Origin of the sequence: Flavobacterium azooxidireducens (assembly GCF_023195775.1) — a bacterium.
Classification (GTDB): Bacteria; Bacteroidota; Bacteroidia; order Flavobacteriales; family Flavobacteriaceae; genus Flavobacterium; species Flavobacterium azooxidireducens.
This window is the reverse complement of record NZ_CP096205.1, coordinates 3,278,003-3,294,793: the sequence shown is the minus strand read 5'-3', so window position 1 is coordinate 3,294,793 and position 16,791 is coordinate 3,278,003. Positions and strand designations below refer to the sequence as shown.

The following is a 16,791-nucleotide window of genomic DNA, read 5'->3' as shown; positions in this document are numbered from 1 at the left end:
AATGCCAACAATAACTACCAAACTAATTCGATACAAAGGAGAAAAAAGAATCGCTATTTATTTCGAAAAAAATGCTGAATTAATTCAACGAGTAAAAAAATTAGAAGGAATTCGCTGGAGTTCAACACTAAAAGCTTGGCATTTACCTGACAATGAAGCAAATCGAATTCGATTTAAAATCGTTGAAAATCTGCCATCTGCTGAAGGTCTTCAACAAATTGAATTGTTTAAAAAATACCTTCTTTCCAAAAGGTATAGTGAAAACACTATTAAAACCTATTCCGAAGCATTAAAATCATTCCTAACGTTTTTTAGAGATAAAAAAGTATCAGAAATAGATAATCAAGATGTTATAACCTACAACAATGAATTCGTTTTAAAAAACAACCTTTCCTCCTCTTATCAAAACCAAATAGTAAATGCGATTAAACTCTATTTTAGTTCGATACAAGATAGAAAAATTGAAATAGAAAAAATTCACAGACCAAAATCAGAAAAAAAACTGCCCAATGTTCTGAGTAAAGAAGAAGTCAAATTAATCTTAGAAGTACATAGCAATTTAAAACATAAAACGATGCTAAGTTTAATCTATAGTTGCGGATTGCGTTGTGGCGAATTGGTAGCATTAAAGCCAATTCACATCGATTCTAAAAGAAACATCGTATTGATTAAAAATGCAAAAGGAAGAAAAGACAGAATAGTTCCTTTAAGTCCTAAAATTTTAGAGATGTTACGAGAGTATTACAAACTCTACAAACCTATTACCTATTTATTCGAAGGTCAAAATGCAGGAACTCCTTATGATGAACGGAGTTTACCGCAAGTATTAAAACAAGCTTTAAAAAAAGTTGGTATTACAAAACCAGTTACTTTGCATTGGTTGCGACATAGTTATGCTACACATCTTTTGGAAAGCGGTACTGACTTACGTTATATTCAAGAATTACTGGGACACAACAGTAGCAAAACAACGGAAATTTATACGCACGTTAGCACCAAAAGTATTCAGCAAATAAAAAGTCCATTTGACGATTTGTAAGAATATAAATAAATTGTATATTTGAATAAAATACGCTACAAAGTAGCGGGTATACAACTAGTTTTGGGTGTATAACCGCTACTTTGTAGCGGGTATAAACAAGTTGTGCGTCATTTTAGCTGAACGAAAACGAAATAGAAATTATAGATATGATATATACTGTTGAAAAAGCAAATTTAATCACTAAACAACTAAATAAATTTAAAAACAACTATGCTTTTATGGTAGCTGGACAATTTGCTAACATAGAATTCTGGATTAATGAAGTAGAAACGGCAATAACGGCAATCGACGAACATAATATTCGATTTACGAAAATGTATGATGCACAAGAAAAATGGATAGATGAAAAAAACGTAAGAATTCCTGACTATTGTTATATTTGTAATGGCATATGTGAATTAAGTAACGAACATTACAAAAAGCCAGAACTTCCAAAGCAAAAATCAACGAATGATAAAAACGATTCTCGAAAAGATTTGATAAATGCTATGTATTATTTTTTAGTTCGTTGTCTAAAATTAGAATTATTGAATGAAGAACTATTTAAAGAATATTGTAATCGAATTGGAACGAGTATTGACCCAAATGATTTGAAATAAAAAAACGAACGCACAATCGAGTAGACTGCCCCACTAGAAACTAGCAGGGAGAGCCTCTCACACCACCGAGCATACGGGTCACGTACTCGGCGGTTCGCAAAGAGATGGGTTGAGTTGAATGTAGACTTCCGTTAAGGATTCGTATCCCTTTTGTTTCAAGCGTTTCAAAGTAATAGTTGTTCCTAAAATCGGACTTTGAGCAATCGCCCAACCACCTTTTCGAGTTCTGCTCCACATGTAGGCATGGTCTTGGTCAACCCCCAATCGAATCAGGTTTTTCCTTTTCCTTTCGGGTTTCTTCCAATCGTGCCAGATGCAATACCGCAGTCGGTTGCGTAGCCAACCGTCAATGTCTCGTACTTTTCCCATGATATTGGTTCCTCGAAAATAGTTTAACCATCCTCGTTGGATTTCCTTTATCTTGGTGATACGTTCTTCTAGTTTGGCTGGGGTAGTTTTGCGGGTGATGCTTTTGAGTCGTATCTTTAGGTTTATCCATGCCTTTTCGGCTACTACGAGTTGGTATTGATTCTTACTTCCTTTATTGTAAACGGGCACAAACCCAAAGCCAAGTAACGTAAAGTGAGAGGGTTTTCTAATGCCACTCTTTTCTTTGTTAATGGTTAGTTTGAGCTTGTTCTTGAGGAACTTTTCAATCACTACTCTGGTAGCTTTCGCTTGATTGTGGCTCTTGCAGTAGATACTAAAATCATCAGCGTATCGAACGAATTTATGTCCTCGTCGGGTCATTTCTTTATCCAATTGATGGAGTAAAATGTTCGACAGTAGCGGACTTAAAGGAGAGCCTTGTGGTACACCTTTTCTACGTTTTCGTAGCTTTCCATTGATTTTAATCGGTGCTCGAAGCCATTTGCGAATGAGTTGCATCATGGTTTTGCATTTCACTTTTTGAAATACCAAATTCAATACTAAACAATGGTCAACTTCATCAAAGAAGTTTTTCAGGTCAATATCCACAATGTGGTTCAATCCTGAATGAATGTAGTCCCGTGCTTGTCCAACGGCTTGTCGGGCATTTTTGTTGGGTCTAAATCCAAAACTGTTAGGTTTGAATTCGGGTTCAAATAAAGGTGCGATGCTTTGTGATACCGCTTGTTGCAGTACTCGTTCGCTTGTTGTGGGAACGCCCAGTAAACGGGTTTTTCCGTTTCCCTTTGGAATTTCGATTCCTAGAATGGGTTGAATTTGATAGCTTCCTTGTTTGATTTCCGTTATTAGCTGGTCTTTCTTTTCTGCGAATACCTTGCGGAGTTCTTTTGTGGAAATACCATCAACACCTGCACTACCTTTGTTGGCAATGACGTGTTCCAACGCTTTTTGGAGATTGTAAGGATGTACTACTTTTTCAATCATTTTAGTTTAATCTGTCCCGAATAATTCGGGATTAACCTGTTTTCGTTGAATAAGGCTACTATGTGTTCCTTTAATCATTGAAAACCTCTCTACGTTCAGTCCTTCCTTGTTTGTGAGTCCTATGCGGTGTCTATTCGCACCTCGTTGCTTTCAAGTACTATGACCTCTGCTGACTTCTCTTTGTGACTAACTCGTAATCTAAGAGACCTCCCCTGGTAACCGCTTTTTCCTTCCTCCAATGCCTGCGTCATCTACAAATTAAAGTTTTGGTAACCTTTGGACGTTGCGTTGCTGTGGACGCTTATCCGCTTTAACTTGCCTCTTATGACGTTTCTGTTTGTCAGTACCGGATTTTGTAGTCCTGCTTCCTTCAGTGCATACCTCACGATAAACCACCTTGCAGCTTACTATACCTTCGAAACGTTACTCTCGCGGTTAAGGGACTCACACCCTCTGGAAAAATAACACCCCGAGAATTAGTTTTTGTAATCCAAATTTGTATTTTTGAACTATTTGAAAAGCTTTCGGGGTGTGTCCTGCGGATGCTGGGCACACACAACGGTTTGCTTCAATGGCTACTTCCGGATTTTCCGTAGGAAAATCCGCTGCTGAATGGAATGTTTTGTTATATTTGTAATGGCTTGGTGTTGGCTCAACGCCACTGAGAGCAAGCCGCGAAACGTTATAGCCAATTGTAGAACGAGACCGCAAAACAAACAGACAAATTGAACTGGATAGACAAAATAAAAGAGTTGACAACTAAGCAGGACAAATCACCCGAACTGAAAAAAGGAGAGATAAAACAAATTCTCATTCAGGCGGCAAGTGAAGTTTTGCCTGACTTTGAATTTTTAGAATATAAAAATAGTTGCTACTCATTTCAACGACTAAGACAGGTAAACAATTTGACAGTTTACGAAATACTTCACATAATTTTTACACTTAAAGACAAGAACTTTGCTTGCTCAATTGCCTCAAGATTAAACCCTGAATATGTTTTTTCTAACCAATACAACATTGGACTTATAAATCCGCATAAAGACCTGAAAGTATTGCGACATAATTCAGGTGCATTAAATATTGAAGACGCTTATTATTTTCACAACGGACAAGTTGATACGACAATAAAAACTGTGAAGGAAATTTTTGGCGACTTTAAAAACTGCGGACTTCCATTTCTTGACAAACAAGCTGAAAGACTAAAATCTAATTCAATAGTCAAACGTGGCTTTAACTTCATAGAAGATTTAAAAACTGACAAGCAACGTCTGAAAACGGAAATCACAGATGAACTAAATAAAGGTGGACTTTTGCTTTCGAGTCTCAAACACCCAATATATGTTGACCTTAAAGAAAATTTGCAATCAGTTAGCGGACAAACTAAGGAAGACAGACAAAGTATACCGAAAACAGCCCACGAATTATTAGAAATATATTGGACGAGATGAAAATAACAACTGGCTATAATCGAGTAGACTGCCCTGCCAGAAACTGACAGGGAGAGCCTCTCACACCACCGTACGTACGGGTCTCGTATACGGCGGTTCACAAAGAGATGGGTTAAGCTGAATGTAGAGTTCTGTTAAGGATTGGTATCCTTTCATTTTCAAGCGTTTTAGCGTGATGGTTGTTCCCAAAACAGGACTTTGAGCAATTGCCCAACCGCCTTTTCTCGTCCTGCTCCATGCGTAGGCTTGGTCTTGGTCAACACCTAGTCGTAGGAGGTTTTTCCTCTTCCTTTCGGGTTTCTTCCAGTGGTGCCAGATGCAATATCGCAGTCGATTTCTTAGCCATCCATCTAAATCCCGTAGTTTGCCCATGATACTTGTGCCTTGAAAATAGTTTAACCATCCTCTTTGCACTTCTTTTATCTTTGCAATACGTTCTTCAAATGTGGCTGGTGTGGTTTTTCGGGTAATACTTTTTAGTGTTTCTTTGAGTTTTTTCCATCCTTTTTCTGCTACGATGAGTTGATATTTGTTATTGGTTCCCTTTTCGTATGTAGGTACAAACCCAAATCCTAAAATCGTAAAGTTAACAGGTTTTCTAATCCCGCTTTTCTCTTGATTGATGGTGAGTTTGAGTTTGTTTTTCAGGAACTTTTCAATTACAACTTTTGTAGCTTTCGCTTGATTTTCGCTCTTGCAGTAGATGCTAAAATCATCGGCATAACGAACGAATTTGTGTCCTCGTCTTGTCATTTCTTTGTCCAATTCATGGAGTAAGATGTTTGATAGTAAAGGACTCAATGGACTTCCTTGTGGAACTCCTTTTCTTCGTTTTTGTAGTTTTCCCTTGATTTTAATAGGTGCTTTGAGCCATTTCCGAATGAGTTTTAGCGTCATTTTGCATTTCACTTTCTTGTAGATCAGATTCAATAACAGACAGTGGTCAACTTCATCGAAAAAGGTTTTCAAATCGGTATCTACAATGTAGTTGAGTCCTTGATGGATATATTCCAAGGCTTGTGCAACGGCTTGTCGGGCATTTTTGTTGGGTCTAAATCCAAAACTACTGCTCTTAAATTCGGGTTCAAACAACATAGCGATGCTTTGACTTACTGCTTGTTGCAGTACTCGTTCGGTGGTGGTGGGAATACCCAATAATCGGGTTTTTCCGTTTCCTTTTGGAATTTCGATTCCTAAAATGGGTTGAGTTTGGTAGTTTCCTTGTTTAATTTCTTCAATAAGTTGTAGTTTCTTTTCTGTAAAAACATTGCGGATTTCACGTGTTGAAACACCATCGACTCCTGCACTACCTTTGTTGGTAATGACTTGCTTCAATGCTTTTTGAAGATTGTAAGGATGTACTACTTTTTCAATCATTTTAGTTTTGTTTTAACCTGTTTTCGTTAAATAGGGCTATTCGCCGTGGCGAATTCCTTTACTTATTGAAAACCTCTTTGTGTTCAGTCCTTCCTTGGTTGTGAGACCTATGCGGTATCTATTCGCACCTCGTTGCTTTCAAGTACTATGACCTCTGCTGACTTCTCTTTGTGATTAACCCGTAATCTAAGAGACCTCCCCCGGTAACCGCTTTTTCCTTCCGCCTATCGCTGGTACATCTACATAACAATAATCTGATTTGCTGGCATGTTCAGAACACTGTTTTGGGCTTTATATTGCTGTGGATACTCACCCTTATTGCAATGTCTCTTATGTACTTTCTATTCGTCAGTACAGACTTTTGCCGGTTGGCTTCCTTCAGTGTATACCTCGCGGTAAACCACCTTGCCACGTGCTAATGGTTCAGATTGTTAGTCCGCCCATAAGGGACTCTCACCCTCTGGAAAAATAACACCCCGAAAATTAGTTTTTGTAATCCAAATTTGTATTTTTGAACTATTTGAAAAGCTTTCGGGGTGTGTCCTGCGGATGCAGGGCACACACAGCCGTTTTGCAAAAGCGGGGGTTTCGTGCTTCCATGAAAGTTAAGTGCTAAATTCAAACCTTGTGCATCTAATGAAGTTTAGTGCTGAAAATCCCCGCCTACACAAAGCCGCAAACACGTTGTGTGTGATCCAAAAATAACCCGAAAACTAATAAGAGTATGACAAAAGAACTTTATTGCTTATGCTGACATTTGAATACATTTTACTTGGACTAACCTATACAACACTTTTTATTTCAATTTTTTTACAATGGGTTTGCTATAAGCGTAACATTGAGAATATAGAAACGATTGCTTTTACAGTTTCGTTGTTGCTATTAATTGTTTCCATTAGTTTATCACCATTGTTCCCTGTGGGTGAAACCTCCAACATTTCTACTTTAATAGCTATGGTGTTGGTATCGATTACTACTTTCTTAAACACTTGGAGCGAAAGAAAACATTCGTTCAAAATTGTCTATAAAAGAGCTTATTTAACTTTTGCTACCTTATTACTAATCGTCATTTTTGTTACATATTTTTTAGACCATTTGATTGTCGCTCAAAATGCAGTAGTTGCTTTTTTAATTGGTTCTGTTTTGGGGGCATTAGGTTTGGCTCAATCTACTAAACCTATAAAAAGGTACTTACATCTTGAAAAGGTCAATAAAATATTCGGTTTGATATTTTTAATATTAGTACCAACTTACCTGATTTTCCACTATGGTTTTGAAAAAGAATACCAACAATTCCCGATTGGATTCTTGTTATATATCGCCTTTACACTATTGGCATTACATAAAATTTATGACGACTTACAACGCTTATCGCTTGTAAACAAAAAGGTTGAACCACAAAAACAACATTTTAAAAACTATTGTTTAACGGGAAGAGAAGAAGAAATCGCAAGACTATTGGTGCAAGGAATTACCTATCAAAACATTTCAGAACAATTATTTATATCGCTTCCTACCGTAAAAACCCACGCAAGCAACATTTACAAAAAGTGTAATGTAAAGACACGCCACGAACTTGTGTTTGTTTTAACTGCTTGATTATCAACACTCATACTTTGGTATGATATTTTGGTTTACAGCCAAAATCCACCTATTGCCCGATTGTGAGCATTACGCACCACCCGTAATTTTGCTTCAAAAAATAAAAAAATGAAGTACAAATTATTAGTCATCACATTCGTAGGAATTTATGCCATTCGGGCAAACGCTCAAAATTTGGCACTAAACTTAACAAGTACAGAAAGTCTGTTTTTTAACAAAGACTATTCTTCAGTAGTCAATTATACACAAAGGGATTCGGTCAAAAGTAAAAGCACTAAGTTCTTTATCGCTTACGATTTTGGGGAAGCTGCTTTTAACCAATTCAAATCGCTAGGTGGCGAGGTTGGCGTTCGCTTTATAAACAACCATCTTTTAAGACTTACTCACACCAATCTTCATTTGACGGAAAAGCATCTTTCATCAAGTTTTGCAAAGGCTGTTGACGGTAAAAACGTAAAAGGAAAGCAATTTGGCTTTGAACTATTCTATGACTTTCAAGTTTTTGTAAAAGGACTTTACATAGCTCCTTCTGTAGGGTATTATGAAAATGAGTACACACACACAATCCTTAATGAAAAACTTGAAAAATCTTCATTTACAGCAGGAACTGCAATCAGTTTTACTGAAAAGGATTTGTTCAATGTACAAGGCTTGTATTACAGAGTTTCAGTTCCTTTCAGGTTAAATTTTGACCCCATCAAGGAAACAAAACTGGGAGACACCACCATCAAAAACAATCTTTTTGATAACAACATTTGGCTTTTCGTAGGTTTTCAATTTTAATGAAATGAAAAAGAAAATAGCAATCATCGTATTAGGTTGCTTGTATGCTTTGAACATGCAGGCACAAGACACTACGGCACGAAAATATAGACTGGATTTTGCAAAAATGTATTTTGATGGTGGCGGAACTTATCTACCCTCTTTTACTGGACAACAGTTATTAAATGGACAATTAAGTGCATTTGAACATTCAGCAACACTTAACCCTTATCTAACTTGGGGTGCCTTTCACTTTTGGGGACATACCGAATTTTATGTAACCTTTCCTTTAAACCAATTGATGTTGCAAAAAAATGACCAAGCGAGTCATCAACTATTACACTCGGTGGCAACTGGTGCAAGACTATATCCTTGGGCAATGAAAGAAGGTAAAATACGCCCTTATATTGGTGCTAATTGGGGTGCCTTACAATTTAAACAAGAATTGAAACCTGATGAAAATCAACCTACACTTTCCAAAGATATAATGCTCAACTATGACGCTGGTGTAATGTACAATTACAAAAAAATTGCAGTTAGACTCGGCATCAATTATTTTTCAGACAACAAATGGAATTACCCTGTAAGTAAAATTCAAATGGCAGAAATTGAAACTCCACGAATGTCTTTTCAGATGGGTTTGCTTTACACATTTGATGTATCAAAAGATAACACTAAAGAAAATATTGATAAATGGAACAGTTACCCAAGGGTTTCAAAACTTTCGTACGATGCTAAAAAGTTTGGCGATTTCTTTGTTGGTATTGGTCCATCTATTTCGTTTTCACTTTCAAAATCAGATTATAATGCAGCCCATTTTCCGTACTTACAACAAAAACTTACTTCCAAAAGCTATTTTGACATTGCAGTAGGTTATCATTTTAATAAAGCAAACCTGTTTACAACAATGTCGTACCGAAACCCAAGCTATAAAACAGAAGGGCTTGGTTCTAGTCAATCCATTAAAAAAACTTCTTTAGCCATCGAAGTGAATAAATTTTTGACAGACTACTCTGGTTTTGCACCATACATAGGTATCAATGTAGCTTATGACAAGTTAGACTATGAACAAAATGTTGACGGTGTTAAAAAAATACAGACATTTACCGACCCCATAGAACCAGGTATTACTTTTGGCTGGGATATTGTGCCAGGAAAGACAAATGAAGCTCTTATACTAAGAACAAATTTGAGGTGGAATCCGTTTTCAAAGTTTGAATTGGAGGGAAAAAAATTTAATTTTAGCCAATTAGAATACAATTTAATTCAAGTGATTTTTTATCCTGAAAGATTTAGATGGCGAAAGAAATAGAAGAGTGGACTACATATCACGGATAACCTTTGCACAACCACTTCAAAAAACAAAATTTTCATAATAATCATAAAACAACAACCTCGTTTAATCCATTTTAAGCAAGCACAAAGGATATAAGTAATTGCTTGTTCTCGCCTACTTCTCAAAATCCTCACGAATTTTCAGTTTGGAGAATACTTGCAAAGTTAATTGCTTAACCACGCAACTACTCCTAGCCGAGATCGTTAAGAAATCATTTATCTCTACTTCCAAACCTTCTTCAAAACCCCTTTTATCAACCCATTAATATCTTCCGAAATCTTCAATTTAAAATTCAAAAGCCAATAAAACAAGGCAATTAAAACCGATTTCAATACAATATTCAGAATTGGGTGAAAGGAAAAATTCCAAAAATAAAAGACAACAAAAGTTACGGCGATAATTCCCAATGACACAATTGTTTTTTGGGTAAACGGAAACAAATCCATTTTAAAAACCACAAATAAAAATTTGGCTAAACTGTATAATCCAATGGAAATTAAAGTGGCAATGGCTGCTCCTTCAATTCCAAAATTCGGAATAAAATACATATTCAAACTTACAGTCAGAACCACCAAACACAATCCTAAAAACAAGACCGTTCGATAGTATTTTGAATTAAAAATGATAGAATTGTTATTTCCCAACATCAAATCAAAGAATTTAGAAAAGGAAATCAAAAACACCACCGCTACTCCACCGCTGTATTTTTCGGGTAATAATGCATAGACTTGGTGAATGTTTGTCAAAATTCCCAGCATAATAAATCCACCAATCACTTGCAAAGTGATAGCTGTTTTCTTGTATAAATCATTCAGTTCATCGTGCTTTTTTCTCGCCATCAAATCGGTCGTAATTGGATGCGTAATTTGGTGCATCGCCCGCATCGGAACAGAAATCGTCAACGCAATAAAAATCGCCACCGAATAATAAGCCGCTTCATTAATCGGAATGTATTGCCCAATCATAAACTTATCAATATCCAACAAAAGCACTGCAATACTGGAGGAGAAAATTATAAAAGACGAATAAACAATGACTTCTTTCTTTTCCTTTGGAAATTTCAAATGAAATTGTGGTTTTCTTACATTGAATGCAACCAATGCCATTAGAAACATCATCGTAAAATAAATAAAGACTAAGCTGTACACAAATTGCACATTGGATATCCAATCAAAATAAACCGCAAACAGAAAAATGCTGATGAAGATTCGAAGTAAAACTTCCTTCACAAAATTACCAAAAACGGATTTCAAATGGACTTTCACCCACGCATAAAAAATCTCAAAATAACCCATAAACAATCCAATGACCGGAATCATCCAAACGTAATCATGAATAATTGGATTTTTTTGTGAAAGCAACGTCGCAGTTTCTCCATAAAACAGAAACAAAATCAAGAAAATTGGAATGACTATCACGAAAGGCAAAACCAAAACTAAATTCAGAAATCGAGATTTTTCCTCTTCTGATTCATGCTCTGAATAAAATTTCACTAATGTATTTTGAATTCCAAACGCCATTAATGGCATCATAATATTGGCTGAAGAAAGTAAAAAAGCCGTTAATCCATAATAATCTTCTCCCAAAAAATGCGTGTACATAAACAATGCATTCGTAGCACCAATAGCAAAACCAATAAAGGTAATGATGGTGTTTTTGATGGATTGATTAACGACGATGCCCATTTTGGATTGTTGGATGGTTAGATTTTTGGATTATTCGATTGTTAGATTATTGGATTTTAGATTTTTTTGATTCTTTCATTCTAAACACGTCTTCACTAATTTTTCAGTTAAATTTTTTCTGCTGTAATATTGTAAGCCAATCGGATAAACCTTTAAATTATTTAGTTTATACAATTGATAATGAGCTAAAATTGTTTCTTTTACTTTTGATTTTTCGTCATACGTAAAAAACTGTCCGGTATTGGTTTCTTTCAAAATCTCCTCAAAATCGGATGCTTTTGGTCCAATCGCAATAATCGGACGATTGGAAACCATATATTCAAACAATTTTCCGGGAATAATGCAACGGGTTTCTTCTGAATCAATTTCAATTAACAACAACACTTGCGAGGTTCGTTGATGAACAACCGCTTCATCGTGAGAAACATATCCTAAATTAGTAACAAATTTAGTCAACTTAAATTCATCAATCGTTTCCAAAACATCCTGACTCACTTTTCCAATCAATTTCAATTGAAAATCAGTTGCAAATTCTTTGTTTTCTTTCACTAATTCTTTTAATGCTTTCCATAAAATTCTCGGGTTTCTGTCTGATAAAAACGAACCGATGTGAGCGATGGAAAATTTCTCATCTAATTCGGTTTTAGTCACTTTTTCTACATCATAACCATTAGTAATTACTTCAATTGGTTTTGAAGTTAGTTTTGCAAACTCATTTTTCGTAGTCTGACTGGTTACGATAATTTTATCGGCTGAATTGAGAACATTTTTTTCCAATTCTTTGTGTTTCTTTTCTGAATTTTCATTGAGCATCAATTCTTTGTGATAACCGATTGTTGTCCAAGGATCGCGAAAATCAGCAATCCATTTGACGTTACTTTGCTTTTTCAATTCCAAACCAATTAAATGCAAACTGTGTGGCGGTCCTGTTGTAATGATTGTTTCAATTTGATGTTTTTCGATATAATCTTTCAAAAAACTATTGAAGGTTTCACCCATAAAACGCGAGCATCGGGAATAAAAAAATTACCGCGAATCCAAAGCATTACTTTTTCAATCAACGATTGTTTCTTCTTGCTTGGAATGATTCCGGAACTGATTTTTTTAGTATTTTTTTGCGATAAAAAAGAAGCCCAGCGATACGGTTCTTTAATTTTTTGTTTGATGATGATTGCTTTGTCTGAAACTTGACCTAACAATTTTTCATCAACAATTGGATAAGTGGGATTTTCAGGAATATAAACGTGCGGTTCATACCCAAAATCCGGTAGATATTTCACGAATTTTAACCAACGTTGTACACCGGGACCACCGGCTGGCGGCCAGTAGTAGGTTATGATGAGGATTTTTTTAGTTTTTGGTTGCAAGATTTGGAAATGATTTATTAACTTCTTAAAAAAATATGACTTTATCGTGTCATTTCGACGAAGGAGAAATCACATAATATGAGTTTATCAAAAAGTTTTAATGTTTTTACGCAACTTTATGTGATTTCTCCTTCGTCGAAATGACACACATTAACTTAAATGATTTTTCTAACTATTTATTATTTCTTCAATCATTTTTTATTTGGATAAACTTTAGGTGCATTTTTTAAAGCATATGAGAGTTCCATTAATTTTAAGAAATTTTCAAGTTGTTGAGCATAAGAGAGTTTTTTTATTTCCTCAATTCTTTTTGCTTCTTTTTCTTTAGTATTTTCTTTATTTATATCGGATTCTTTCATTCTCTTTAATTATCTAAAAATCTATACTCTACTTTTTCTTTGTTTCAAAATAAATTCCACCAACCAAAAGCAACAACATTCCTATGGAACTGAATAATGCAATCGAACTTCCTTTTTTCACCACTTCCGGTTCAAATTTGAATTCAATCGTATGCTTTCCTGCCGGAATTTCTAATGCTCTTAAAACAAAATTGGCTCTAATTTGCTCCGTTTCTTTTCCATCAATCGTAATTTTCCATCCTTTTGGATAATAAATTTCAGAAAAAACGGCCAAACCTTTATTGCTGTTTTGAGAAGTATATTTTAGATAATTTGGTTTGTACTCTTCTAATGTGATGGTTGCTAAACTATCTTTTACAAACGATTTTGAACTTACAGATTTCATGAATTCTTTGTCTACAACCACATCATTTTTAGTGTCTAAACTATCCAAAGCACTGATTTCTTCATCAGCATTTTGAACTACTTTCACGTTACTCACAAACCAAGCATTGCCATTGACATTTGGATTTTGAAGAGGAATCGGCTGACCTTCTTCGGTGGTTTGAATGACATATTTCACATTCAACATATTCAACACCTGGATATTATTGTTGGCAATTTGATAATCGTATAATTGTTGAATACGTTGTGGTTTTACCGCACTATAACCGCCAATCGCTTTATGAAAATAGGATGTTCTTCCGCTAGCCATTCCTTGGCTTGGCTCAAAAACACGGAAATTTGGATCTTTATCTTCCAAAATTTGCAAATCGGCTTGAGTAGGCTGAAAAGGTTGATTTACTTGTCTTGCATTTACAAAATCATCAGCATTTACATAATTTTTATCAATCACACATAAATCTAAAACCATCAATGTTCCCACTAAAATAACCGCAAGAGTTTGTGACAATTTTTCTTTAATAAACAACCAAAAAAGAGCAAAAGCAACTAGTATTAACGCCATCGAACGAAGTAAATCGGAGGTGTACATAGCTCTTCTATCTTCCTTCAAAGCATCGATAAAAGGTTGACCAATTTCACCATACGCTTGTCTAAAATAACCATCACTTGCTGCAGAAAAATTAAACATTCCTTTACATACAAATAACAATGCTAAAACACCTAGTGCGATTGCCGATGATTTCCAAAGTGCTTTCCATTGTTCTTCTTTTTCATGTTTAAAAAATGAATACAATCCCAACACAGCTAAAACCGGAATACATAATTCTAAGATGACTTGTATGGAAGAAACCGCTCTAAATTTATTATACAACGGAAAATAATCAATAAAAAAGTCGGTTAATATCGGGAAATTTTTTCCCCAAGAAAGCATCAGTGAAAAAATAGCTCCTACTAAAAAAGCATATTTTAATTTTCTTTTTTCAGTGAACATTGCCAATACAAAAAGAAAAAACACAATGGCTCCAATATAAGCCGGAGCACCAACATAAGTTTGATCTCCCCAGTAGACACTTGCTCCATTTGCATAATCCAAGGCTTCACTTTCAGGAGCTCCTAAACCAACAAAAAACTCATACAAATTACTAGATCTGTCCAATTTTTCGTTACTAGCACCTCCAAATAATCGCGGTGCAATCAGATTAAAACTTTCGGCAATTCCGTAACTATATTCGGTGATGTATTCGTAGGTCATCCCCGATCTATTTTCTAATTTTTCGCCTTCTAAACCTATAGTCAATTCATTTTTACCTCTGGTACTAAATTCGGTATATTCGGCTGTAGCTAATAAATTGGTGGCATTAGCTCCTAATGCTAAAAGTCCCGCAATAGCAAAAACGCCAAAAGCAATTCCGATGTTTTTGAATTCTTTGGCTTTGATTAATTTATAAATATAATAAACGGAAATCACTATCAACAACAACAACAAATAATACGTCATTTGAAAGTGATTCGCTTGAATTTCAAGAGCTGCAGCAATCATGGTTAGCAATCCGCCAACAATAAATCGCTTTTGAAAAACCAATAAAACGCCTGCAATCACCATTGGCATATAGGCAATCGCATGAGCTTTGGCATTATGTCCAACACCCAATATAACAATAAGATACGTGGAAAATCCGAAAGCCAATGCTCCAAAAAAAGCTTTGAGCGGATCAACTTTTAAAACACATAAAAGAATATAAAATCCTAGGAAATATAAAAACAAATAATCCGCAGGGCGAGGAAGAAAACGTAAAAATCCATCGACAGATTTCACATAATTATGCGGGTATTTTGCTCCCAATTGATAGGTTGGCATTCCCCCAAAAGCGGAATTTGTCCAAAAAGGTTCTTCATTAAATTCAGCACGAAAATCGTTTTGTTCTTTCGCCATTCCGGTATATTGAACAATATCCGATTGCGAAATTTGTTTGCCTTGCAAAACCGGATAAAAATAAACTAGTGAAAGAATCACAAAACCAAAAAATGCTAAAAGATGCGGAAGAAATTTCTGAAAATACTTCATTCTGTTTTTTTATAAAATAAATATAAATTTAAGCGAAAGTAAACAAACTATTCCACTTCTTCATAATCGATGTACTCACCCACTTGCTTTTTAGGTTTCGGTTTTTCAAATGAAGCAGCTGAATTTTGTGATTGACTTGTATTTTGATTTGGATTATTCATTTGTTGCTTAAAATTTTGTTCGGCTTTTTGAACCATTTTTCTTAACAAGAAAGGCATTAATAAACGAGCTAAAATCTTAAAAGCATAGTAAATTCCAACAATAATTAAAATTGTTCTGATAAATCCAGGTACTGATGCTGTTTGCATAATTAATATTTTTGGTAAAAATAAGAAATACGTTAATCAAAATTAAACTAACAATCTTAAATAAATAATAAAAAGTCTTATTTTTGGTTTCTAATCAGTAATTCAACCTCATTACTACCATGAAAAAAATTCAAAATTTACTTCAATTTGCATTGGTCTTAAGCTTTTCAAGTTTACTGGCTCAGCACACAGATATGATAAATTCTAACCGACCCGGACTCTCGATGGCGGCATTTTCGGTTGGAAAAAATGTTTTTCAATTGGAAAGCGGTTTGTATGGAATTAGAGAAGATCACAACCTCTCTCGATACAATTCAAACGGATTTGGAGTTGATTTAGACGTTCGTTACGGATTCCTTTTTGAACAATTGGAAGTAATTGGAAATTTTAAATACCAATTCGACAAATACTATTCACCATTGGTTGAAACATCCAGAAGCGGATTCAGAAGTACAACTTTTGGAGCAAAATATTTGATTTATGATCCGTTTAAAAAAGGAGAAGACAAACCCAATTTATACAGTTGGAAAGCCAATCATAAATTCAAATGGAAACAATTTATCCCAGCCGTAGGGGTTTATGCCGGTATGAATTTGGGTTTTGCTAATGAAGATTATGCATATCCAAATGAACCAAGCATGAGTCCGAAAGTGATGATTATAGCTCAAAATCATTTTGGAACTCGATGGGTAATGGTGACCAATATTTTTTATGATAAATTTACAACCGATTATAAATCATTAGGTTATATTCTAACATTAACTCGTGGATTTAATCAAAAATGGTCAGGATTTATTGAAAATCAAGGAATTAAAGGCGACTATTATTCGGATAGTATTTTTAGAATTGGTTCTGCTTATTTAATTCAAGATAATTTGCAAGTAGATGCTTCCATCAGTAAAAACTTTAAAGATACTCCTGATATTTTATATGGCGGAGTTGGTGTTTCTTGGCGTTTTGATAAAAAACATCAACCTGTAAAAATGGAACGTGAAGAGGATGGCGGAAAAAGAGTGGATAAAAAGAAAAAAGATAAGAAAGAAAAGAAAAAACGTGTTGACGAAGTAGAAGGAGGAGAATAAT

At 35.0% G+C, this 16,791-nt stretch carries 13 protein-coding genes and 1 pseudogene; 7 read left to right on the top strand and 7 right to left on the bottom strand.

Translation table 11 applies throughout. The features are described 5' to 3' along the window. The first annotated feature begins 1 nt into the window (after position 1). Together xerA and M0M57_RS14200 are read left to right on the top strand one after the other, a co-directional pair. Entirely contained in the window at positions 2–1,039 is a 1,038-nt protein-coding gene (gene xerA / locus M0M57_RS14205; RefSeq protein WP_248433713.1) for a site-specific tyrosine recombinase/integron integrase, read from the top strand. Between the two features lie 149 nt (positions 1,040–1,188). Further along, complete coding sequence (locus tag M0M57_RS14200) at positions 1,189–1,641, top strand: hypothetical protein (RefSeq protein ID WP_248433712.1); 453 nt, start codon at positions 1,189–1,191, stop codon at positions 1,639–1,641. Positions 1,642–1,719: 78 nt separating this feature from the next. On the opposite strand, the gene ltrA (M0M57_RS14195) is transcribed toward M0M57_RS14200, so the two are convergent. Next, positions 1,720–3,015, bottom strand: coding sequence for a group II intron reverse transcriptase/maturase (ltrA, locus tag M0M57_RS14195; RefSeq protein ID WP_248433711.1), 1,296 nt, complete (start codon positions 3,013–3,015; stop codon positions 1,720–1,722). A gap of 725 nt (positions 3,016–3,740) precedes the next feature. Here ltrA (M0M57_RS14195) and M0M57_RS14190 point away from each other — a divergent pair. Then, a complete protein-coding gene (locus M0M57_RS14190; protein ID WP_248433710.1) occupies positions 3,741–4,463 on the top strand; it encodes a hypothetical protein in 723 nt (240 codons plus the stop codon). Positions 4,464–4,523: 60 nt separating this feature from the next. On the opposite strand, the gene ltrA (M0M57_RS14185) is transcribed toward M0M57_RS14190, so the two are convergent. After that, complete coding sequence (gene ltrA / locus M0M57_RS14185; protein WP_248433709.1) at positions 4,524–5,840, bottom strand: group II intron reverse transcriptase/maturase; 1,317 nt, start codon at positions 5,838–5,840, stop codon at positions 4,524–4,526. A 747-nt stretch (positions 5,841–6,587) separates the two neighbouring features. On the opposite strand from ltrA (M0M57_RS14185), the gene M0M57_RS14180 reads away from it, so the two are divergent. The 3 genes from M0M57_RS14180 (at position 6,588) to M0M57_RS14170 (ending at position 9,516) form a co-directional block, all read left to right on the top strand. Continuing rightward, positions 6,588–7,439 (top strand): response regulator transcription factor, encoded by an 852-nt coding sequence (locus tag M0M57_RS14180; RefSeq protein WP_248433708.1) that lies wholly within the window; start codon positions 6,588–6,590, stop codon positions 7,437–7,439. 111 nt (positions 7,440–7,550) lie between these two features. Next, positions 7,551–8,225 (top strand): hypothetical protein, encoded by a 675-nt coding sequence (locus M0M57_RS14175; RefSeq protein WP_248433707.1) that lies wholly within the window; start codon positions 7,551–7,553, stop codon positions 8,223–8,225. Between the two features lie 4 nt (positions 8,226–8,229). Continuing rightward, positions 8,230–9,516, top strand: coding sequence for a hypothetical protein (locus tag M0M57_RS14170; RefSeq protein WP_248433705.1), 1,287 nt, complete (start codon positions 8,230–8,232; stop codon positions 9,514–9,516). Positions 9,517–9,761: 245 nt separating this feature from the next. On the opposite strand, the gene M0M57_RS14165 is transcribed toward M0M57_RS14170, so the two are convergent. The 5 genes and pseudogenes from M0M57_RS14165 to M0M57_RS14145 form a co-directional block, all read right to left on the bottom strand. Beyond that, the gene (locus tag M0M57_RS14165) at positions 9,762–11,225 is read right to left on the bottom strand and encodes a lipopolysaccharide biosynthesis protein (RefSeq protein ID WP_248433704.1); all 1,464 of its coding nucleotides are present in this window, start codon (positions 11,223–11,225) and stop codon (positions 9,762–9,764) included. Between the two features lie 75 nt (positions 11,226–11,300). Beyond that, a pseudogene (locus M0M57_RS14160) lies at positions 11,301–12,592 on the bottom strand (glycosyltransferase family 4 protein). 191 nt (positions 12,593–12,783) lie between these two features. Next, positions 12,784–12,951, bottom strand: a complete 168-nt coding sequence (locus M0M57_RS14155) for a hypothetical protein (RefSeq protein ID WP_248433703.1) — start codon at positions 12,949–12,951, stop codon at positions 12,784–12,786. 28 nt (positions 12,952–12,979) lie between these two features. Beyond that, positions 12,980–15,400 carry a YfhO family protein gene (locus M0M57_RS14150; protein WP_248433702.1) on the bottom strand — a complete coding sequence of 807 codons (2,421 nt, stop codon included), beginning with the start codon at positions 15,398–15,400 and terminating at the stop codon, positions 12,980–12,982. A 47-nt stretch (positions 15,401–15,447) separates the two neighbouring features. Then, complete coding sequence (locus tag M0M57_RS14145; protein WP_248433701.1) at positions 15,448–15,708, bottom strand: DUF4834 family protein; 261 nt, start codon at positions 15,706–15,708, stop codon at positions 15,448–15,450. A 119-nt stretch (positions 15,709–15,827) separates the two neighbouring features. On the opposite strand from M0M57_RS14145, the gene M0M57_RS14140 reads away from it, so the two are divergent. Further along, positions 15,828–16,790, top strand: a complete 963-nt coding sequence (locus tag M0M57_RS14140) for a transporter (RefSeq protein ID WP_248433699.1) — start codon at positions 15,828–15,830, stop codon at positions 16,788–16,790. Position 16,791 lies beyond the last annotated feature (1 nt).